This is a genomic window from Cognatundibacterium crateris (genome assembly GCF_010078235.1).
Lineage (GTDB): Bacteria > Pseudomonadota > Gammaproteobacteria > Burkholderiales > Burkholderiaceae_D > Undibacterium > Undibacterium crateris.
Genome location: NZ_JAABOS010000011.1, coordinates 22973 through 44028, shown reverse-complemented (window position 1 = coordinate 44028; position 21056 = coordinate 22973). Strand labels below are relative to the sequence as shown.

Genomic DNA, 21056 nt, shown 5'->3' with positions numbered 1-21056 from the left:
GGAAATACCGAAGACTTATTGCCCATTGTCAATCAAGTGTCAGACTTAGACAACAAGACTCCGGTTCACGAGAGTCAATTAATTCCTGTAGGAAACAATTGTTTTCATTGACGATCAGCTTTGTACGTATTCAGGCGAGGCAGAGAAGGTGGAAGAGCGGGGAAAGCGGTTGTGCGGCGAGCAAAGGCAGTTTGGCGGGCGGCTATGGCGCTGAGCGGCGTTCAATTGCTGCTCAGCTCAGGCTGGATGTGGATGTTTGACGCTATCCATCCAGCCGGCAGGCAGAGGATCAGGCGCTGAGTTCCGGATCCAGCTTGGGATGAATACGAACCAGCACGATACGGGGTCCATTCATTTTTTTTACAACGGCATCGAAACGCTCGAAAGCAATTTTCTGCCCCTCAGCCGGTAAATCGCCTAGTTTTTGCATAATCAGGCCACCAATAGATTCCACCTCATCATTATCCAGATCGAAGCCCAGCGCCATGCCCAGCGTATATAAAGGCAGACTGCCTTTACCGATCAGGGTGCCATCATCCAGCAGTGTCCAGTCATTTTCATTCTGACGGAATTCATCCCGTATCTGTCCGACCAAGGCACCCAGCAGATTGTCCAGGGTCAGAAAGCCGACCGGCTTGCTGCCTTTGTGCCCGACAATCGCGAAATGCGGCGCGCCTTTTCGGAAGCGACGGAATAATTCCAGCGCGGGCATGGTAGGCGGCACATATTCGACCTGACGCAAGTGTTTGCTCAGGTCATCCAAAGGCTTACCGGCCTGCTGCGCCAGAAACAAGTCTTTCATGTGCAACATGCCTAAGACGGTTTTTTCGTCTTCATCGAAATACGGATAACGGCTGAAGCGGTTGCGCATGGCCGTCGCCATGTTTTCTTCCAGGCTGGCGGACTTATACATCGCTGCCACTTCGTTAATCGGTCGCATCAGGTCAGAAATTTCCAGGCCGCCAAAATCCAATACCTGCGCCATGATGCTCCACTCATCGCGGGTTTCCTTATCACCGTCATGTCCGCCGCGCAGGATCAGCTTCAGTTCTTCCGGAGAATAATGGGCATCGCCGCCATGGGAAGCATCCAGCCCCAGCCAGCTTAAAACTTTGTTAGCACTTTTATTCAGTGCCCAAATGACAGGGAACATGCCCCAGTAGAACGCATACAAGGCTGGTGCAGTCCACAACGAGACTTTTTCCGGCATGCGGATCGCCATTGATTTCGGCGCGAGTTCACCGACGACGATGTGCAGGAAGGAAATGACAAAGAAGGCGAAGAAAAATGAGACGCCGTGTATCAATTCCTGAGAAGTGACACCGGCCAGTGCAAACAGCGGCTCAAGCAGGCGCGCGAAAGCTGGTTCACCGATCCAGCCCAGTCCCAGCGAGGCCAGCGTGATCCCCAATTGGCAGGCGGACAGGTAGGTGTCCAGATGTTGATGTACGGTTGCCAATAAGCGGCCGCGGAATCCCGCGCTTCTCGCAATACTGCGCACCCTTGTCTGCCGCAGCTTCACCAGACCAAATTCTGCAGCAACAAAAAAGCCATTTAACAGAACCAGAAAAAAAGCAGCAATGACCAGCAATAAATTATTCAACGCCATACTCTCAGAATGAACACCACGCTACTGTAGACTAAATTGGCAGCATTTGCATACGTCTAAGCCGGTTTTATCTGCGAATAGGAACTTTTCTTACAAGAAACAGGTCTGAACAGGCGCTGATTCTTACGCCTTCACATGCAGCGAGGCCCGTGGCTATCGTGTTAAATCCAGCAAAGCTGCATGACAAAGCCAGCAAAATACGATACAACCCTGCTTATTCATCAGACAATTCTTTGCCGCAAGCATATTCTGCGCCTATGAATACGACAAGTATGGTGGGATATGTGGGATACCGCCATGACGAACGCATCGTGAATATCCTCTGAACATCTAAGAAGGAGAAGCTATGTCTTTTGACATCATACTGACAGAGATAGAACAGGCGCTGCAACAGGATATGCAGTGCAAAGAGTTAGGTCATGCACGTGCCCTGATCGCAGCGCTGCGCCCGGAACGCATCACTGATGTGCAGCGTGCCACCGATAATGTACGTGCGCTGTGCTTCGTGCTGCGCCAGCACAGAAGCTGGCGCCTGGCCTTGCGTCAGTATCTGATCAATCTGATCGGCAAACGCAAACTGGTGCATTTGCTGACCGACACCGGCATCACCCTCAACAACGGTTTCTGGGGTGCAGCGGCGACCCGTATCGTTAACCGCATGCTGCCGCCATTAATCAACGATGACTATGTGAAAGACATCTTCGGTCAGATCTTCCATCATCCCAAAGATTATCTGTGGGTGAATGGGGTTGCCAATTCGGTCTGGCATGATCTGATACTCAGCACTGGCTTACGCGCACGCACTCCACGCGCTACCCATGCGGCGCTGACCAATGAAGTTCTGAATGCGGTGCAAGTACTGTCTTACCGTATCACCACCATTGGCCTGGAAGCAGAACTGGTACGCAATTACCCGGCGATAGAGAAATTTGAATCTCCCTTTCTGCGCCAAAATGATGAGATCAATGACTATGTGCTGGCATATCGCGGCTGGTTGCTGGACCGCAGCCAGCGTCGCGAAGATTGCCGTCAAATGGAAGTGCTGCTGACGCAATGCGAAGACATCGTGCAACGCATCCGCAAAACCGCCGCCGTCACCGGTGTCTCCATCAGCCTGACCCGGCTCCTGCTGCGTCTGACCCAGAGTATGGACCGTCTGCGCACCTTGCTGGCCATACTCGATAGCCAGGATGCAACACAAACCATAGACATCAGTATTCCGCTGTTTAAGGAATTAGTCTGCGCAGATAATAAGCAACACAGCTTGCGCGAGCTCATGCAAAGCAATACCGAGCTATTGTCCTTGCAGGTCACAGAGAGAGCTGGCAAAAGCGGTGAGCATTACGTGACCAATACCCGCGCCGAATGGCTGGGCATGCTGCATTCAGCCCTGGGGGCTGGCTTTATCGTCGGCTTCATGGCCCTGATCAAAATACTGTTCGGCGCGATGAGTATGGCGCCTTTTGGCTACGCCTTGCTGTACAGCCTGAACTATTCATCCGGCTTCATGCTGGTCCATGTGCTGCACTACACGATTGCCACCAAACAGCCCGCCATGACAGCTGCGCTGATCGCGCGTGCGATTGATGAAGGCAAACAAAAGCTGGATGAACTGGTTGAACTGATCGTCAAAGTCTTCCGCTCACAACTGATCGCGATAGTCGGCAATATTGGATTAGCCATGCCAACTGCCTATATCATTGCCTGGCTCTGGTATGGGGTCAGCGGCAACCATCTGGTCAGCCCGGAAAAGGCGCAGCACTTACTGCATGATCTGGACCCGCTGCATAGTCTGGCGCTGCCGCATGCGGCAATAGCCGGGGTTTGTCTGTTTTTATCGGGACTGATTTCCGGCTACTACGATAACAAGGCCAGCTATGCGCACATCCCCGCCCGTCTGCGGCAACTCGGCTGGCTGCGTGCGGTGCTGGGCGAAGCCAGATTACAGCGCGTGACCGAATACATAGGCAATAATCTGGGTGCGCTGGCAGGGAATTTCTTCTTCGGCATCATGCTGGGTTCCATCGGCCAGTTCGGTCAGTTCTTTGGTTTGCCGGTCGATATACGCCATATCACTTTTTCCAGCGCCAACTTCGCGTTTGCACTGGTCGGACTGGAACATCAGATGGACTGGCACCTGATACTGTACACCTTGCTGAGCATACTGCTGATCGGCCTGGTCAACCTGGGTGTGAGTTTCAGCCTGGCCCTGCTGGTGGCCCTGCGTTCGCGCCGCGTCAGTTTTGGCAAGGGCAGCCATTTACTGGGCTTGCTATGGCGTCGTTTCAGAACCGGTGCCCGTGACTTCTTTCTACCCGAAAAAGCGCCACAACCAGCAGCAGAAACAAAGCAGCCTGCAGCAGACGACTGCGATGGGTTAGCATCCACCCCTGCTACCGGTGACGAGCATCGCACCGAGCCAAATTTCAACGACCTGCCTGAAGCTGGCACACAAGCAGCCGATCAGGCCATCACTGGCGACGAAGCGCCAGCAAACAATGGCGACTCGTCGGAATCCACTACTCCAGCGCGTCAGCAATCGCTGCTGTAGGTATCACTATTGTAAGAATCGCTGCTGTAAAAACAGGCGTCTGACCACCTGCATTGTGGTCAGACGCTTTTTTTCCAGAACAGAGCACTTGATGCAGCGCAATCCTGCGTTCTAAGGGCAGAACGGCGACTGTGGCGGCACCTACAATAGGCCTTCCCTAGCGCACAGCAGACTTCGCCCATCTCCCTATGTCGACACCCCCCTTATCCCGCCGTTTTGTGCCGCACACCGTGCTCGAAGACATACTGGCGATACTAACTGGCACCTTGTTTGTTTCCTTAGGCGTGGCGCTGTTCAATCAGGCCGGCTTACTGACCGGCGGTACCGCAGGTTTAGCGTTTCTGGTGCATTACCGCACCGGACTCAGTTTTGGTACGGTATTTTTTGTCATCAACCTGCCCTTCTACTATCTGGCCTGGAAGCGCATGGGCTGGAAGTTCACCTTGAAAACCTTTTGCTCGGTAGCGCTGGTGTCGCTATTGTCTGGCCTGCATCCGCGCTTACTGCATCTGCTTGACAGCAATCTGGTCACGCCATTTTATGTGGCACTGATGGGCGGATTGCTGATGGGGGTAGGTTTTATTGTGCTGTTTCGCCATCAGGCCAGTCTGGGCGGCATCAATATCCTCGCGCTGTATCTGCAACAAAGCCGAGGCATACGTGCGGGTAAGTTGCAAATGGGCGTAGATATTTGCATCGTAATGGCTTCGCTGAGCGTGGTCACGCCAGTCGCCTTGCTGGCATCGGTGCTGGGTGCCTTTGCACTGAATCTGGCGATCAGTCTGAATCACAGGCCGGGTCGCTATATGGCGGTATAAATCGGCGGTATAAATCGGCGGCGTAAATTGGCACTGTAAATCAGCTTACGTATGCTGTATTGCAACAAAATCAGATTCAGGATTTTCTGGAACAAGCACTCTATTTCTGGAAAATGACAGTAAAACAAAGAAGGTTTCTGTGTAGAATTGAGCGACAACGTCGCGCATTTTGCGCAACCTCCGTACAACTCAAGGGCACAATCAGCCAGTCAGCCTGCGCATGCCACAGCGGCTAACAGCGACGACTCACGGTGTCCGGACTAAGAAAGAACACGATGAATCCAGCGATGCACACAGTCGTCATCAGCGGCACCGGCCTGTACACCCCTTCCGAATCCATCTCCAACGAAGAACTGATCGTCTGCTTCAATGCCTACGTCAATCAATTCAATGCGGAACATGCGGCAGCAATCGCGGACGGCAGCGTGAAAGCACTGGAAGAATCCAGCGTGGCTTTTATCGAAAAAGCGTCCGGTATTAAATCCCGTTATGTGATGAATAAATCCGGTGTACTGGACGTAAACCGTATGGTACCGGTGCTGCCTGAGCGCAGCGATGAAGAACATTCCATCATGTGCGAAATGGCCGTCGCTGCAGCTACCCAGGCTTTGCAAAATGCGGGCCGTAACGCAGCTGATGTCGATGCAGTGATTTGCGCCGCATCGAATATGCAGCGCGCCTATCCGGCGATGGCAGTCGAAATCCAGAGTGCACTTGGAATAGATGGTTATGGCTATGACGTGAATGTGGCCTGTTCTTCAGCCACCTTTGGTATTCAGGCGGCTGTTACTGCGATTCAGTCCGGCCAGGCTCGCGCCGTGCTGGTCGTGAATCCGGAAATCACCAGCGGTCATCTGAACTGGCGTGATCGCGACAGCCACTTTATTTTCGGTGATGCCTGTACCGCGATTCTGCTCGAGCGTGCTGATCTGGCCAGCTCTGACAATCAGTTTGAAATCGTCGGTCTGAAGCTCAAAACTTCGTTCTCCAATAACATACGCAATAACTTCGGCTTCTTAAACCGCGCGGATGAAAGCGGTGTCGGCAAGTCCGATAAACTGTTCCGCCAGCAAGGCCGTAAAGTATTCAAAGATGTCTGTCCTATGGCCGCAGAAATGATTACCAGCACCGTGCAGCAATCCGGCCTGGCGATCACCGATGTGAAGCGCTTCTGGCTGCATCAGGCGAATCTGAATATGAACCTGCTGATCGCACGCCTGATCCTGGGTCGCGATGCGACTGCGGAAGAATCGCCGACCATCCTCGATACTTATGCCAATACCTCATCGGCTGGTTCCATCATCGCTTTCCACAAACACCAGGAAAATCTGGATAGTGGTCAGCTCGGTGTAATCTGCTCTTTCGGCGCTGGTTACTCCATAGGCTGCGTCGTCGTCAAGAAACGCTGATCGCAACACTGACAGCAAAAAAAATGCCGCGAACAACATCGCGGCATTTTTACTTTCGGGCGCTCAGCAACGCTGGCAAGCAGATTCAGACCTTTAAAGCTTGCTCCAGTAATTGATGCAATTCCTCGAAAGAAGGCTGTCCCACATAACGCTTGAGGATCACGCCATCCTTGCCGATCACATAGGTGGTCGGCGTCAGTTTCACATCATTGAAAGCGCGTGCGATACCGCCATTGGTATCCAGTGCGATATGAAACGGCAGCTGACGGGTTTCCGCATAATTAATCACATAATTCGGCGGGTCATAGCTCATGGCTACGCCTATATACTCCAGACCCTGCGCATGAAAACGCTGATAGGTCTTCACCATCTCCGGCATTTCCGCGATACAGGTAGTGCAGGAAGTCGCCCAGAAATTCACCATCACCACTTTGCCACGCAGGCTTTGTGCGCTGATTTTTTCACCTTTCAGATTGGTGAAACTCACTTCAGGCATCACCGCTTTGGCGGAATCCGATTTCACCAGCACTATCCCCAGCACAGCCAGCGCAAGTACCGCGATCACGATGAAAATTTTCAATTTACGTGGAGAAGAGGGTTCCAACATAGGGTATCCAGGGTATGAATAAAACGGTTAGCAAGGCTGCCTATTATACGAGTTGCGCAGGTCGCCAGCTTGACTCAGAACAGTTTAGCCAGCGGCACGACAACACCTGTAAACCAGGTCCAGTTATTCGCTGCCTGGCTCATGCCCTTAGTCACGCCAAGATCGAAACTCAGGCGCGGTGTCGGACTGTAGCTGGCTGCCAGCAGGATTTGCGATTGCGGCTTGCTACCACGGCGCTGGGTACCTGACCATTCTCCGAGTAATTTGGTTTTATCGCTGAGGCTATACGTCCAGGCTGAAGACAAGCCAGTTTGCCAGCATGAAGTACCCGGATCGCAAACACCCAGGCGCGTCGCATTGAGGTTATTGTCAACATGCCAGTCGCCCAGATCCTGGCTGTAAATACTGTTGAGGCCATAATCACGCTGACCGGAACCGAGCACGGAACCGGCAGTCGGCAATTTCACACTGAGTTCCAGTCCGAATGCGGTCTCCTTATTCATGATAAAGGCGCGCTTGAGTACCAGGTTGGTGTCGCCCACACCCTGTTCCAGCACTCCGGCTTGTGTATTGCGTATTCTGGCTTCACCGCCGAGCAATACACCCCATTGTTCTGACCAGGCCAGCTTCATCAGATACGGCAGACTTTGCCGCCGGCTATCGCTGCTGGCAGTCAGCATGCCCAGCTCCAGCTCTAATTGTCCCACTGCGGGTAACTGAGCAGAATTGGATACCGATGGCCGATACGGTGAAATCGGCTCTTCTTCAGCGACACAGACCATGGGCATCGCGACCAGTAACAAGCTGATGACAGGGAATTGGGCATTTCTGAGATGCATAGCTGGCTTTCAGTGGTTAGCGATCTGAGGGGGAGTAATGGTTTTTCCCGCCACATGGGTCGTCAATACGATGGCCGTTGAGGTGGAGCCAAATGCGTTCAATTCATTGATGATGCGCTGTAAATGCTCTACATCACTGGCCAGCACCCGCATCACGCAGCCATCTTCGCCGGTCACGGTATAGCAATCTATGATTTCCGGACAGTTTGCCACATATTGCGCGTAGGGCCGTCCCTGCTGGGTAGAAACGCGGATCATGGCGGTGATCTGGTAACCCAGCGCCCTCGGATTAATATCGGCCTTATAGCCGCGTATCACCCCTGAAGCTTCCAGCCGCTTGATGCGCTCAGAGACCGCGGGCTGACTTAAATGCACTTGACGGCCAATTTCGGCATGGGAAATGCGCGCATCTTGTTGCAATAAAAGTAAAATTTTATGATCAAACTGATCGATCTTGGAATTCATAAGCTTTTCTGTGAAATTTCCATTGATTGCGCTGGGAATCAGTCATTTTACTGATGAATGCCCCTTCAGAGCCGCAAGTGTGCTTGTTAAAGTAGAGCTTACACTAAGTTCAGCCCCGGAAAACAGCCATGAGCCACCACATCACACCGAGTCAGATTGCAGAAATTGCCCACACCTACCAGACCCCGTGCTGGGCCTATGACGCCAGCGTCATCCGCTCCCAGATCGCGCGTTTGAAACAGTTTGATGTGATTCGCTTTGCCCAGAAAGCCTCCAGCAATATTCACTTGTTACGCCTGATGCGCGAAGAAGGTGTGCTGGTGGATTCTGTCTCGCTGGGCGAAGTGGAACGTGCACTGGCGGCAGGTTATACACCGCTGCAAACTGGCGATGCTGGCCATGCGCCTATCGTATTTACCGCCGATCTGCTGGATCGTCAGGCTTTGCGCCGCGTGGTGGAATTGAATATCCCGGTCAACTGTGGCTCTCCGCAAATGCTGGAGCAACTGGGACAAGCCCATCCCGGCCATCCGGTATGGCTGAGAATTAACCCCGGCTTTGGTCATGGTCACAGCCGCAAAACCAATACCGGCGGTGAACAAAGCAAGCATGGCATCTGGTTTGAAGAATTACCGGCAGCGCTGAGCCTGATCAGGCAATACGGCTTGCAACTGGTCGGCTTGCATATGCATATCGGCTCCGGCGTGGATTACAGCCATTTGCAAAGCGTATGCGATGCGATGATTGCTCAGGTCAAATTACTCGATTGCGATATCCAGGCGATCTCAGTCGGTGGCGGTTTATCGATACCGTATCGCGCAGGTGAAGCTATTGTCGATACCGATCACTACTTCGAATTATGGAATCAGGCCAGAATGCAGATAGAGGCACATCTGGGTCATCGCATCAGTATGGAAATCGAACCCGGCCGTTTCCTGGTCGCGCAATCGGGCTTGCTGATCGCAGAATTACGCGCGCAAAAACAGGTAGGCAATAATTTCTTTGCACTGGTGGATGCAGGCTTCAACGATCTGGCGCGTCCAGCGATGTATGGCAGCTACCATCAGATCAGCGTACTCACAGCCGAAGGCGAGGCACGCACTACTGAACTGCGGCCGACCGTCGTCGCGGGTCCTTTGTGTGAGTCCGGTGATGTGTTCACTCAGGAAGATGGCGGTGTCGTGACCAGCCAGGATTTGCCAGCCAGCGAAATCGGTGATTTGTTCGTGTTTCATGACACCGGTGCATATGGCGCCTCGATGTCATCCAACTATAATTCGCGACCACTGATACCGGAAGTGCTGGTCGATGGAGAGCAAATACGTCAGATCCGGCGTCGCCAGACAGTACAGGAACTGATCGCGCTGGAACTATGAGTTGGCGCTAACGGTCAAGTCAGCTTGACGAGCCAGTTGAACTTAGCGGATATCTTCCAGGATACCCGCTTTGCGCGCGCGTAATATCGCGTCATTCAATTGTTCGATCACGCCGTCATCCTTGTCTGATCGGATTGCGAAATGCAGATTTTCCGTCATCAAGGGATTAGGTAATACCGCAAGTTCCACATCATCAATTTGTGGCAAGCCGGCTTTATTCTCTTCGCGCAAAGTCTGCAAACGGTTTTCCAGCATTTTGGGATTCTTTACAGGACTGGCAAACACGGCAGCATCCATGCGTTTAAACAATAGCTTGTAAATCCGGGACAGCGGCTCCGGGCTGTCTTGTTCCAGCTTAAACAACTTATCCTGATGCGCTTCGAAAGCCTCATTAAATTGAGCGCCACGCGGAACGCCTACACTCTTGCCCTTCAGATCATTCCAATCATGAAAAGGGAATTGAGCATCAGCGCGGGTCACAAGAAAAATGTAACGGCTATGCACTGGCAGGGAAAAATGGAAATTTTTTTCGTTCTGCTTATTGCGCGCCATTCCGAAAATCAAACCCTCACCGTTTGCCGCTTTGTTGATCGCACGACGCCATGGATAGAACACAGGCTGCAATTGCAGATTTTCACTGATCGCAGCGAAATCCAGGAAATTCTCCATCCGCATCATTTTCGGAGCCTGGCCTTTTGCATCGACCATTTCCTGCATGAAAACCGGGATGGGCAGGCGTGTCCCGGGTTGCGCTGCGACGTCACGATGCCAGACAGACATGATCAACATCACACTGCACGGCAATACCACTTGAGTCAACAAACGGAAAAAATAAGCGGGTCGCATTCTGGATCACAAGCTGGGTTAGTCGGATGCAGACGTACCAGCTAAGCGCCTGCGACATTAGGCCGTAGCGACGAGGAAAATGGCTTTCACACAATTTACATGTCAATAAGAACTAATATATTTGCCCGATTCTGACACAGAAACATTTTTAAACGATAATTTTTTTTCAGTTACAAAAGGGAAAATGTCGCTTTTTTTTCCTTAGAACTTACGCAAAACCGCCCCAGCTGCGTTATGGCTCCTTGTCGTACTATGCGTACTGTCTGCGTCGCCATGCCTTGCCGGGACGATTTTGCGTAACTCCTATTCCTATTTTTTCAGACAGTCTTGGTAAAAACGACTGACACGCGCGGCGACTTGTCGGTCGTGCGTGCCAAAACCGATATGACCGGTATCCGGCAAACGCAGCAGCTCAGCCTGCCCACCGGCTGCCTTGATGGCATCGGTAAATCGTTGTGCTTGCTGTACGGGCACGGTCACATCCTGTTCACCATGTAGTAATAGCCAGCGCGGCCCGCCAGAACCGAAACTGAGGTTTTTTACGTGATACAGCGGACTGGCAGCGCGATAAGCTGGCTCGGCCTGATCCGCGCCTTGCCCAAATAACTGCATCAACATCCGGCGCTGAGACATGGGCCCGCTCATATCGTCGGACGAACTGCGCCACCAGGCCAGTAAGTCGGTAGGCGCACCATGTAAGACCACGCACCGCAAGGCGGCCTGCTTTACTGGCGAGCGCTTTGCTGCCGAAGCAGGCAGCGCAGTCAGCGCCAGCAAATGCGCACCGGCTGAAATACCAAAGCCAGCCAGGCGGTCAGGCTGTATGCCCAAGGCCGGCGCCTGTTGCTGCACCCACTGCAGAGCGCAACGCGTGTCCTCTGCCTGCGCAGGAAACCTTGCGGCTGGTGCCAGCCGATAATCAATGCTGAGTGAGGCCAGTCCCTGCTGACTAAGCCAGCTCTGTAATCCGTGATAATCCTCACGCGAACCGCTACTCCAGCCACCGCCATGCACCACCAGTACCAGCGGTGCAGGTGCTGGAGCAGCTTCTGCTTTCGTGCTGTTGGCAGCGGCTGGCAAAAAATCAAACTGCAATCCACCGCAAGCGGTGAAGGTCTGCCATGGCTGCGTTTGCGCTGCTGTCTGATTCGCAGCAGTCATCAGCGTCAGCCAGAAAAGCGTCTTAAAAATGCGTGCAGTGCATAGTCCAACGGAGCGGGCAACATTGTGTTCCGCCATGATTTCCTCTCAGTTTTACTGTCTTGAACACGCAAAAAATTCAGGTCAATGCAATCTCAGGCAGGCTGGCGGAACGGCTACCCGCTTGCGGCGGATTATCGGCGGCTCGGTAAGTGAACACCATAGAAAACTTCGTCTGCACGGTATGGTTTTTACCCGCAGCGTGGAACAAATTACTATGGAACAGCAAGACATCACCCTGTTGCAAAGGCACAGGCACGGCCTGTGCCAGCAAGGCCTGATTTTGTTCCACATCGCTGCGCAGGAACTGGGCCGTATCGAGCTGTTCCGGCTGCACCTGCCAGCGGTGCGAAGCTGGAATCACCAGCAAACAGCCATTCTGTATCGTCTCATTGCGCAAAGCCAGCCAGGCCGATACCAGTTCTGCGCGCGCAAAGCCCCAGTAGCGGCTGTCGCGATGCCAGCCGGTTGCGGTCGAATACTGTGGCTGCTTGGTCATGATGCAGTTATGGTGAGCCTGCGACAGCAAGGCGCCATCTCCCAGTAATTGCAATAAGGGCTGGCTCAGCGCAGCGCCGGTCGCCCAGTCAGCCAGCAAAGGATCGCGCGCATACGCCTGCAGCAAGCGACGCGAAGTCAGCCCCCCTTCTGCATCGCGTGATACCGGAGCACCTGGGTAGCGGGTATCTGCTTCGTACTCGATGGGCTGGCTCTGTTGCAGTACCGCCTGCTGCGCATAGGCCAATACCTGCTCACAAAAATCTTTATCCGCCAGCCCGGGTAAAATCAGATAGCCCTGATCCTGAAAGGTCTGGATTTGTAAACTGCTCAACATAATCACTATCGCTTTGTAAAATACTGAGGACAGACGCAGTGGCAAGCCAGGTCAAACCTGGCCATGCCGGAAGTCCAAAAGAATGCCATTGTGCCACGTACAGCAACTGCATACCGGAACAGATCTTCTTACGCAGATCAACAACAGTGCCGGTAAAACCAGGAAAACAGCGGGTTTTGCAGCGCAACAGGGTTTTGCGTCATAATAAACAGCGATTTATTCAGCTGAAGCGCTACATCCTATCCGGAACTAAGCGTGGAGACACCACCCCCGTCGCCCATGCAGTCCCACGCTTGCCTGGGACCTGCTTTAGTACACTTAGCGTATAGCCCTAACACTCACTTCTCATTTAAGAAATAACAATGACTCAAGCCGCATTAGAAAACATTAATGTCAGCGCATTCGACACCATGCCGACACCGGAAGAACTGCATGCCCGCCTGCCTTTGAGCGAACTGGCTGGCGATGTCGTGGAAAAAAGCCGCGAAACCCTGCGCGCCATCCTGGACCGCAAAGATCCGCGCCTGTTCGTGGTAGTCGGCCCCTGCTCTATCCACGATCCGGTGGCGGGTCTGGATTATGCGCGGCGCCTGAAGGCTTTGCAGGAAGAGCTCAGCGATGTGATGCTGCTGGTGATGCGGGTGTATTTTGAAAAACCACGTACTACCACAGGCTGGAAAGGCTATATCAATGATCCTTATATGGATGATTCCTTCCGCGTCGATGAAGGCATGGAAAAAGCGCGCCGCTTCCTGCTCGATGTGTGCGAATTGGGCTTGCCGACGGCAACCGAAGCACTTGATCCGATTTCTCCGCAATATCTGGGCGACCTGATCGCCTGGACTGCGATTGGTGCCCGCACCACGGAATCGCAAACACATAGGGAAATGTCGTCCGGCTTGTCGACACCGGTAGGCTTCAAAAATGGTACTGATGGTGATATCAGCATCGCGATCAATGCGATCCTGTCTGCCTCCCACCCGCACTCCTTCCTGGGACTGAATGGTCAGGGCCGGGTAGCGATCGTGCGTACCAGCGGCAATCCTTACGGTCACGTGGTATTGCGTGGCGGCGGCGACCGTCCAAACTACGATACGGTATCGGTCGCGATGGCGCAGCAAGCTTTAGTGAAAGCCAAACTGGCACCGAATATCGTGGTTGACTGCTCGCATGCCAACAGTTATAAAAAACCGGAATTACAACCTCTGGTCATGGCCGACGTGGTGAACCAGATCGCGAATGGCAACCAATCTATTGTGGGGGTAATGATAGAGTCGAATCTGGCGGCAGGTAATCAGGCTATTCCTGCCGATCTGAGCGAACTCAAGTACGGCTGTTCGGTAACGGATGGCTGTGTCGACTGGGATAGCACAGTCAGCATGTTGCGCGCTGCTGCCGAACGTTTGCGTCAGAAACAGGCTGAATAAGTCGCCGATACAAAAAAAGGCACCGGAAACCCGGTGCCTTTTTTCTTGCTCAGACCGCCAGCCGCGGCGGTCTTGTGCAACTTACTTCGCTGTTGCCGCTTTCTTCGCAGCGCCGGCAAAGTCACCCGCGTAGAAGTGGGCGAAGCTGTCCGGTTTCAGGTATTTGCGGATCGCCGCATTCACCTGTTCCAAAGTCACTGCAGCCAGCTTGGCATCCATCTCTGCTTCAAAGGCCATCGTACGGTTCAGGTACAACTGTCCACGCAGGGCGCCTGCCAGTGCCGGGTCCTGAGCACGGCGCACATTATTTTCCTGAGCGATGGATTTTTTCGCATCGGCCAGTTCTTCTGCAGTCACGCCATCCTTAATCAGCAGAGCAAGCTCTTCTTTCACACCATTCTGCAATTTCTGCAGGTTTTGCGGTGCGTAAATCGCATACAAGGCGACGCTCGCATTGTTATCCAGTGCAGGCACGTTCAAGCCACTGCCAGCACCGTAGCTGATGCCCTCTTTCTGGCGCAGACGGTTGAACAGGCGCGATTTAATACCGCCACCCAGTATTGAGTTCGCCAGACGCAGGGCTGGATAATCAGCGGCCTGATCATTCATCTGGAATGGTAATGCAGCAAGGTAGAAGGCATTTGCTTTATCCGGTGTTTCCAGCAATTTAGCCTGACCAGCCGCATCCACATTCAGTTCCGGAGCGCGGGTGAACTTGGACGGGCTCTTCCAGTCACCCACTACTGCCGCCAATTTGGCTTTGACTGCGGCAGCGTCAAAATCACCGACCAGACTGATCTCTGCTGAACTGGCACCGTAGAAGTTTTTGTAGAAGTTCTTTACGCTGTCCAGTTTGGCTGCATTGTAGGCGGCCAGTGAGTCCTCCAGATCCGCCGTGTAGCGAATATCGCCTTTCTTATACGGCGCATTGCGCAAGGCATTTAAAGCACGGCTGGCAACTGCCTGAGGCTCGTTTTTCTGCGCTTCGATCGCCGCTGCATTTTCCTTCACCAGCAAGTCAAATTCAGCTTGCGGGAAAGTCGGGGCACGCAAGACATCACGGATCAAATCCATCAGGGCTGGCAGATTAGCGCGCACGGTATCAAAGCTGACGGTCAGATTTTGGCCTGAGCCTTTGATATCGAGCTTGGCTTTGAGCTCACCCAGTTTAGTTTCGATCTCAGTACGGCTCAATTTACCGGCACCACGCAACAACATGTCAGCAGTCAGATCGGCGGGTACAGACTGACCAAACAGCGTGTTCTCATCGCCAAAGTGGAACACCATGCGGCCATTGACGGTTTCGCCGCGGGTTTTCTTGGCCAGCAGCGCGACTTTGGCGCCATTCGCCAGCGTCAGACGCTCAGTGCGTTTATCGATGTTAGCCGGGCTGGCATCGAAGGTCTCACCAGCAGCGACGGTAGCACGGCCTTTATAACCATCCACCAGTTTCGCTACATCCGGTGCAGCTGGAATTTCGGCACGGTCTGGCTGTGCTACAGGCAGGAACTGACCAAAGCTGCGGTTGTCCGGCTTCAGGTAATTTTGCGCTACGCGCTGTATATCGGCAATCGTGAGTGCTTCGATACGGTCGCGTTCGATAAAGAACAGACGCCAGTCACCGAGTGCGATGGATTCAGACATCGCGACACACAATTTTTGTGGGTCATTGATGGTTTTTTCCAGCTGATTCAAGAGATTGGTTTTGGCAAATTTCAATTCCGCTTCGGTCACTGGCTGTTTAACCACACCTTCCACGGTCTCGATCAGGGTTTTCTTGGCCTGCTCCATATTCTGATCTTTGGACAGGCTGGCCAGGAATACCGCATAACCAGGCTCTGCCAGTTGGAAAGCGATATTGTCAACGCCAACAGCTTGCTTGGTTTCTACCAGTTGCTTATGCAAACGGCCATTTGGCGAGGAACCGATAATCTCTGTCAATGCAGAGACTGCGGCAGCATCGATATGGCTGCCAGGTGCAGTTGGATACAGTACCGCAGCTAATTGCTGATCACTGACACGACGTACGGTCACTTCACGTACACCATCACGCGGTGCTTCACGGGTCCAGGTAGTGGTCAGCTCGCGTTTTGGCTTAGCGATTGCACCGAAAGTTTTTTCTATCAGCGCCAGGGTTTTCTGCGCATCAAATTTACCTGCCACCATCAGCACCGCATTATCCGGCTGATAGTATTTGCGGTAAAAGGCTTGCAGATTATCGATCTTCACGCCTTCCACGTCAGAGCGTGCACCGATGGTGCTGTGACCATAATTGTGCCAGTCAAAGGTAACGGCACTGAGCTGCTTCCACAACACGGAGAAGGGATTGTTTTCGCCCATTTCCATTTCATTGCGGACGACGGAGAATTCGGTATCAAGGTCAACGCGTGCAATTTTGGAGTTGACCATGCGATCCGCTTCCATATTCAGCGCCCATTGCAGATTGTCTTCACTGGCGGGGAAGGTTTCATAATAATTGGTACGGTCATAGAAAGTAGTACCGTTGAACTGCATGCCGCGCTTACTCAATTCCTGCATGATATTGCCGCTGGTTTTCGTCCCTTTGAAGACCATGTGTTCGAGCAAGTGGGCCATCCCTGTTTCGCCATAACTTTCGTGGCGTGAACCCACCAGATAAGTCACATTGACGGTGGTGGTTGGCTTGGACGCATCTGGTGCCAGCAAGACGCGCAAGCCATTCGCGAGGCGGTATTCAGTAATGCCTTCAACAGAGGTATAAGCGGTGGCGGCAGCCACTGCTTTCGGTGCGGCGGCCATCGCTGGCATCGCAGCGACACTGCTAACAGCCAGAGCAACAGCAAAACAGATAGGTTTGAGTTTCATTCTGATTCCATTTCATTTAAACGGTTAAATTCACTGCAAATTTCTGATGCATTTCTGCATTTTCGTTTTGATGAAGACTGATACAACGTCATGCCGTCCAGGCTTAGCGGCTCAGGAATTGGCACCGGTAGTAACACTCGCCATGTCGCCGCTGTGGCAATTTTTTCTTCAGTCCGGTTGAAGCGCAAAACGTGGATGCAGCATAACAAATCCAACAAGAAAAGGTAGGACTGGTGACCAAAACCCGTATTCCTGCGATGAACCAGGTTTTTTCCTGAATGAAATTGTGGAAAGCGGAGGTAAAAGCGTGGAAGTGCCGACTGACTTGCGGGCGACAGGCACTGAGCGGAGCAGCTCAGTGCCTTTATTTAAGGTGGGGGGTTCAGATCCAGGCATCCGTCAAAGTTTGCGTAATTCCTGCATACAACGGGTATAGGCTGCGGCGATCTCATCCTGGGCAAAATGGCGTCCGTGCTGCACCACCTGGCGGCCACCGACATAGACATCACGCACCAGATTGTCATTACCGGCAAACAGCCAGCTATTGAGCACATGCTCGCTCTGCAAACCAGCCAGATTCTGGTGGGTATCATCCAGCACCAGCATATCAGCGCGGTAGCCGACGCTGAACTGTCCGACCGGCCGGGCGCTGGCTTGCGCACCACCTTGCAAAGCGGCCTGCCACAGGAAATCACCAACCCGCTTTTGGGTCGCCGTACTGGCGATATTACGACCCTGCAGCCGCAAACGCTGACCATATTCCAGCCAGCGTAATTCTTCGACCGGACTCTGGGATACATGGCTGTCGCTGCCTATGCCAAAGCGGCCACCCGCAGCCAGATATGCAGGCAGGTCGAAAAAACCATCGCCCAGATTGCCCTCGGTGCTGGTACAAATACCCGCCACTGCACCGCTGGCGGCCACGGCACTGACTTCCTGTTGCGTCATATGTGTCGCATGCACCAGACACCAGCGGCTGTCCAGCAGGCCGCTGTCGAGCAGATACTCAACCGGACGTCTCCCGGTCGCGGCCAGACAGGCCTGCACTTCTTTCATCTGTTCTGCGATATGGATATGCACAGGACGCTGCGCTGGCAAAGCCTTCACCAGTTCGCGGATTTGCGTCATGCTGGCTGCGCGCAGGGAATGCGGTGCCACCCCGACTTCAGTCTGTGCATCACGTTCTGGTTCCAGCGCCTGCACCAGACCGAGGATATCGTCGACACTGGTAGCAAAACGACGCTGATCCTCACGCAAAGGCTGCTCACGGAAATCAGCATAGCTGTACAGCACAGGCAGCATCGTGATCCCTATACCAGTCTGGCGCGCGGCAGCTATCAGGCGCTGCGCCATTTCCGCTGGCCGTGCATACATCGCGCCCTGTGGATCACGGTGCAGGTAATGAAATTCACATACCCCGGTGTAGCCCTGACGCAGACATTCCGCATACAACTGGGCGGCAATCGCCTGACTCTGTTCCGGGCTGATATGCAGCGCATAGCGATACATCAGGTCACGCCAGGTCCAGAAACTGTCCTGCGTGTCACCAGCCATTTCGGTCATGCCCGCCATCGCACGCTGAAAGGCATGCGAATGCAGATTGCTCATACCCGGCAGCAGCCATGTCACCTGTTGTTCTGTCGCGCTGGCGGCCACGCCGCTCTCTATCTGAGTCAGGCTACCGCTGGCATCCCAGTGCAGACGCACCTGCTGCGTCCAGCCTTGAGGTAACAGCGCATGCTGTGCATATAAACTTTTTGTGGGCATCATTGCTCTCCTTGCGCGAATGCGATGCAGCTGGACAGTAAGGCTTGCAACACGGGTTGCACCTGCTGTGCCAGGTCTGGCCGGTAAGCATAGGGGGCCGCTTCATTCATATAAACGCACTGACTCATTTCCAGCTGTACCGCATGGATATGGCGTTCAGGCTGACCATAATGGCGGGTGATATAGCCACCTTTAAATCGGCCATTAAATACATGGCTGTAAGCAGCCGCAGCCGGCGTGCTGTGCAGGCTGTCTGCGAGTGCCTGTTGCAGTGCCGGTGCACAGGATTTTTGATCTGCGGTACCGAAATTCAAATCCGGCAAGCGTCCCTCAAAAAAACGCGGCACGACGGAAGCGATAGAATGCGCATCCCATAACACCACGCGTCCATGCAGCGCCAGCAAACGCTCCAGCTCACGCTGTAATTGCTGATGGTAGGGCTGCCAGTAGTGCTGAATACGGCGCTGCACTTCGGCCTGATCAGGCAGTTGGTCAGGCGCATACAGTGCTTGTTTGTGGAAGGTATCGACCGGGCATAAACCGGTCGTATCCTGGCCCGGATACAGGTTGGCGTTGTCAGGAGCACGGTTCAGATCGATCACATAGCGCGAATATTCAGCGACCAGCACGGATGCGCCTAAGCCCTGCGCCATGTTGTACAGCAGCGGCAAATGCCAGTCGGTATCGGCTTTTTCTGCAGCGACTGGCAGCATCTGTGCCGCCACTTCCGGTGCAATGCTGGTTCCGACGTGCGGCATGGATATCAATAGGGGGACGGTCCCGGCCTGGAAATGAAAAGCTGCTGTCATACTGTACTCCTGCCTGTATAAATAATTGATTTGCTGATGTTCAGAATTGTAAAACGCGGCTGATACGGTCAGCGGCCGCCCGCGTCATGCTGATAAATTCCTGCTGCCGCAAGCTGCTGCGCTGTGCCGGTGCCATCAGGGTCAGGGTCGCTACCAATTGGGTTCTTCCTGCAAACACCGGTGCGCTCACCCCCCACACGCCCTGATCGACTTCATTCTCACTGGTGGCATAGCCGCGCCTTTGTATGTCAGCCAGCTCCAGTTCCAGCACCTCACGCTGATCGCGCCGATTGTGCTGATCGTGCTGATCGTGCTGGGCGGACTGCCCGAGAAAATTCTGATCCAGCAGACTCTGACGTAACTCCGCTGAGGAAAATGCCAGCAGGGCTTTGGCCGACGCGCCACGCACCGTGCCGTGGGCACGGCCTTTCGCGAATGAACAGCGCAAAGCCTGCTGACTTTCCTGCATGTCCAGACAAACCACTTGCCCATGCAGGTAACACAATAAACCCACACTTTCTCCGGAGCGTTGTACTAGCTGCCCGATTTCCTGACTGGCCGCCTGCATCAGCCAGGAATGCTGATCAAATCCATGTGCCAGTTGCACCGCCAATGGTCCCGGCTCATACAAGCCGCTGTTGGCATGCTCCTGCACCCAGCCCCATTTCTTTAAGACCAGCAAATGACGGTAAAGGGTACTTTGTGGCAAACCAGTCAGCGACACCAGTTCGCGCACCGGCACCGGCTGTCCTTGACGCGCGATACAGGTCAGTACCTGCAACACACGCTCGCTGGCAGCAATAATGACAGGCTCATCCTTTTGAGGGATTGAAGCAGGATCAGGGATAGGCATCAGGCCATGCTAACACCAGATTGGGAAAAACGAATATACACTTTCTCATTAAATGAGAATAACGGTAAAAATCAAGGCACAGTTACACCTGGTCAATCCGGCTAAAACATCAAAGCACATCAAATTTGCTTGATTAGTAATAATAAATACCTGTAGGCACTTTTTTTTACATGTAAGCAAAAAACAAGCATGTATTCATTGCCAAACATTGTATTTTTTACTACCCTAATTGGAACGAGAATTTTTGCCTAACTTGCCCCACCCTTCAGCGCCCTATCATGATCAGTCTGAGACCCGCCCGCCCCCAGGATGCACAGGCTGTTGCCGACCTGCTTGCAGAACTCGACTACCCAGGCTCGCACGCCTTTATCGAAAGTCGCATCAAGCAATTACTATCGCATCCGGATGCGACCCTGATCGTAGCGGTCGATGAGCAAGCGGTATTGGGTTGCATCTCGCTGCACTTTATTCCCCAGTTGGCGCTGGCGGGCGACTTTTGCCGCATCAGTTACTTTTGCGTCGCCGACGGCGCGCGCAACCGGGGCATAGGCGCACTGCTGGAACAGCGTGCTGTGCAACTGGCAGCCGACTATGGCTGCGACCGCATAGAAGTACATTGCCATGAAAGACGCACAGACGCGCATCGTTTCTATGCACGGCAAGGTTATGCGGAATCGCCCAAATACTTCAATAAAAAAATAAGCTGAGCCTTACACCATCAGGCCAGAGCAAGCCTGCCATCGTCGCGCCAGCGGCTCAAATATAATCCGGAATGGCAGAACTCTTTATGCGCTGCATGGT

General features: G+C 53.4%; 17 protein-coding genes. 6 read left to right on the top strand and 11 right to left on the bottom strand.

All coding sequences use genetic code 11. The features are described 5' to 3' along the window. Positions 1-289 precede the first annotated feature (289 nt). Positions 290-1603, bottom strand: coding sequence for a hemolysin family protein (locus EYB48_RS17280; protein ID WP_162021670.1), 1314 nt, complete (start codon positions 1601-1603; stop codon positions 290-292). A 352-nt stretch (positions 1604-1955) separates the two neighbouring features. On the opposite strand from EYB48_RS17280, the gene EYB48_RS17275 reads away from it, so the two are divergent. The 3 genes from EYB48_RS17275 to EYB48_RS17265 all read left to right on the top strand — a co-directional run bounded on the left by EYB48_RS17275 (position 1956) and on the right by EYB48_RS17265 (position 6387). After that, entirely contained in the window at positions 1956-4160 is a 2205-nt protein-coding gene (locus tag EYB48_RS17275; RefSeq protein WP_162021635.1) for a site-specific recombinase, read from the top strand. Positions 4161-4348: 188 nt separating this feature from the next. Continuing rightward, on the top strand, positions 4349-4978 hold the full coding sequence (locus tag EYB48_RS17270; protein WP_162021634.1) for a YitT family protein: 630 nt from the start codon (positions 4349-4351) through the stop codon (positions 4976-4978). Between the two features lie 287 nt (positions 4979-5265). After that, positions 5266-6387, top strand: a complete 1122-nt coding sequence (locus EYB48_RS17265) for a beta-ketoacyl-ACP synthase III (RefSeq protein ID WP_162021633.1) — start codon at positions 5266-5268, stop codon at positions 6385-6387. Positions 6388-6472: 85 nt separating this feature from the next. On the opposite strand, the gene EYB48_RS17260 is transcribed toward EYB48_RS17265, so the two are convergent. The 3 genes from EYB48_RS17260 to EYB48_RS17250 all read right to left on the bottom strand — a co-directional run bounded on the left by EYB48_RS17260 (position 6473) and on the right by EYB48_RS17250 (position 8298). Beyond that, positions 6473-6994, bottom strand: coding sequence for a peroxiredoxin family protein (locus EYB48_RS17260; protein WP_162021632.1), 522 nt, complete (start codon positions 6992-6994; stop codon positions 6473-6475). Positions 6995-7068: 74 nt separating this feature from the next. Next, a complete protein-coding gene (locus EYB48_RS17255; RefSeq protein WP_235935240.1) occupies positions 7069-7833 on the bottom strand; it encodes a transporter in 765 nt (254 codons plus the stop codon). Between the two features lie 9 nt (positions 7834-7842). Further along, entirely contained in the window at positions 7843-8298 is a 456-nt protein-coding gene (locus tag EYB48_RS17250) for an Lrp/AsnC family transcriptional regulator (RefSeq protein ID WP_162021631.1), read from the bottom strand. A gap of 128 nt (positions 8299-8426) precedes the next feature. Here EYB48_RS17250 and lysA point away from each other — a divergent pair, with 128 nt between their 5' ends. Further along, complete coding sequence (lysA, locus tag EYB48_RS17245) at positions 8427-9674, top strand: diaminopimelate decarboxylase (RefSeq protein ID WP_162021630.1); 1248 nt, start codon at positions 8427-8429, stop codon at positions 9672-9674. Between the two features lie 42 nt (positions 9675-9716). Here lysA and EYB48_RS17240 read toward each other — a convergent pair whose 3' ends face one another. From EYB48_RS17240 to EYB48_RS17230, 3 genes are all read right to left on the bottom strand, one after another. Then, positions 9717-10463, bottom strand: a complete 747-nt coding sequence (locus EYB48_RS17240; RefSeq protein ID WP_162021629.1) for a substrate-binding periplasmic protein — start codon at positions 10461-10463, stop codon at positions 9717-9719. A 366-nt stretch (positions 10464-10829) separates the two neighbouring features. Then, positions 10830-11759 carry an alpha/beta hydrolase gene (locus tag EYB48_RS17235; RefSeq protein ID WP_162021628.1) on the bottom strand — a complete coding sequence of 310 codons (930 nt, stop codon included), beginning with the start codon at positions 11757-11759 and terminating at the stop codon, positions 10830-10832. A gap of 40 nt (positions 11760-11799) precedes the next feature. Further along, the gene (locus EYB48_RS17230) at positions 11800-12555 is read right to left on the bottom strand and encodes a phytanoyl-CoA dioxygenase family protein (protein ID WP_162021627.1); all 756 of its coding nucleotides are present in this window, start codon (positions 12553-12555) and stop codon (positions 11800-11802) included. 362 nt (positions 12556-12917) lie between these two features. On the opposite strand from EYB48_RS17230, the gene EYB48_RS17225 reads away from it, so the two are divergent. Further along, positions 12918-13982 carry a 3-deoxy-7-phosphoheptulonate synthase gene (locus EYB48_RS17225; RefSeq protein WP_162021626.1) on the top strand — a complete coding sequence of 355 codons (1065 nt, stop codon included), beginning with the start codon at positions 12918-12920 and terminating at the stop codon, positions 13980-13982. Between the two features lie 81 nt (positions 13983-14063). Here the strand turns inward: EYB48_RS17225 and EYB48_RS17220 are convergent, their stop codons facing one another. From EYB48_RS17220 to EYB48_RS17205, 4 genes are all read right to left on the bottom strand, one after another. Next, complete coding sequence (locus EYB48_RS17220) at positions 14064-16826, bottom strand: M16 family metallopeptidase (RefSeq protein ID WP_162021625.1); 2763 nt, start codon at positions 16824-16826, stop codon at positions 14064-14066. A gap of 399 nt (positions 16827-17225) precedes the next feature. After that, a complete protein-coding gene (locus EYB48_RS17215) occupies positions 17226-18596 on the bottom strand; it encodes a formimidoylglutamate deiminase (RefSeq protein ID WP_235935238.1) in 1371 nt (456 codons plus the stop codon). After that, positions 18593-19402 carry an N-formylglutamate deformylase gene (hutG, locus tag EYB48_RS17210; RefSeq protein WP_162021624.1) on the bottom strand — a complete coding sequence of 270 codons (810 nt, stop codon included), beginning with the start codon at positions 19400-19402 and terminating at the stop codon, positions 18593-18595. Before hutG ends, EYB48_RS17215 begins: the two co-directional genes overlap by 4 nt. A 40-nt stretch (positions 19403-19442) precedes the next feature. Then, complete coding sequence (locus tag EYB48_RS17205; protein WP_162021623.1) at positions 19443-20255, bottom strand: IclR family transcriptional regulator; 813 nt, start codon at positions 20253-20255, stop codon at positions 19443-19445. A 278-nt stretch (positions 20256-20533) separates the two neighbouring features. Between EYB48_RS17205 and EYB48_RS17200 the strand changes: the two genes are divergently transcribed. Continuing rightward, complete coding sequence (locus EYB48_RS17200) at positions 20534-20962, top strand: GNAT family N-acetyltransferase (protein WP_162021622.1); 429 nt, start codon at positions 20534-20536, stop codon at positions 20960-20962. Positions 20963-21056: the final 94 nt, after the last annotated feature.

Coding starts and splice junctions, on each gene's coding strand:
- EYB48_RS17275 (WP_162021635.1), top strand. CDS start 1,956: ATGTCTTTTGACATCATACTGACAGAGATAGAACAGGCGCTGCAACAG.
- EYB48_RS17270 (WP_162021634.1), top strand. CDS start 4,349: ATGTCGACACCCCCCTTATCCCGCCGTTTTGTGCCGCACACCGTGCTC.
- EYB48_RS17265 (WP_162021633.1), top strand. CDS start 5,266: ATGCACACAGTCGTCATCAGCGGCACCGGCCTGTACACCCCTTCCGAA.
- EYB48_RS17260 (WP_162021632.1), bottom strand. CDS start 6,994: ATGTTGGAACCCTCTTCTCCACGTAAATTGAAAATTTTCATCGTGATC.
- EYB48_RS17255 (WP_235935240.1), bottom strand. CDS start 7,833: ATGCATCTCAGAAATGCCCAATTCCCTGTCATCAGCTTGTTACTGGTC.
- EYB48_RS17250 (WP_162021631.1), bottom strand. CDS start 8,298: ATGAATTCCAAGATCGATCAGTTTGATCATAAAATTTTACTTTTATTG.
- lysA (WP_162021630.1), top strand. CDS start 8,427: ATGAGCCACCACATCACACCGAGTCAGATTGCAGAAATTGCCCACACC.
- EYB48_RS17240 (WP_162021629.1), bottom strand. CDS start 10,463: ATGTTGATCATGTCTGTCTGGCATCGTGACGTCGCAGCGCAACCCGGG.
- EYB48_RS17235 (WP_162021628.1), bottom strand. CDS start 11,759: ATGGCGGAACACAATGTTGCCCGCTCCGTTGGACTATGCACTGCACGC.
- EYB48_RS17230 (WP_162021627.1), bottom strand. CDS start 12,555: ATGTTGAGCAGTTTACAAATCCAGACCTTTCAGGATCAGGGCTATCTG.
- EYB48_RS17225 (WP_162021626.1), top strand. CDS start 12,918: ATGACTCAAGCCGCATTAGAAAACATTAATGTCAGCGCATTCGACACC.
- EYB48_RS17220 (WP_162021625.1), bottom strand. CDS start 16,826: ATGAAACTCAAACCTATCTGTTTTGCTGTTGCTCTGGCTGTTAGCAGT.
- EYB48_RS17215 (WP_235935238.1), bottom strand. CDS start 18,596: ATGATGCCCACAAAAAGTTTATATGCACAGCATGCGCTGTTACCTCAA.
- hutG (WP_162021624.1), bottom strand. CDS start 19,402: ATGACAGCAGCTTTTCATTTCCAGGCCGGGACCGTCCCCCTATTGATA.
- EYB48_RS17205 (WP_162021623.1), bottom strand. CDS start 20,255: ATGCCTATCCCTGATCCTGCTTCAATCCCTCAAAAGGATGAGCCTGTC.
- EYB48_RS17200 (WP_162021622.1), top strand. CDS start 20,534: ATGATCAGTCTGAGACCCGCCCGCCCCCAGGATGCACAGGCTGTTGCC.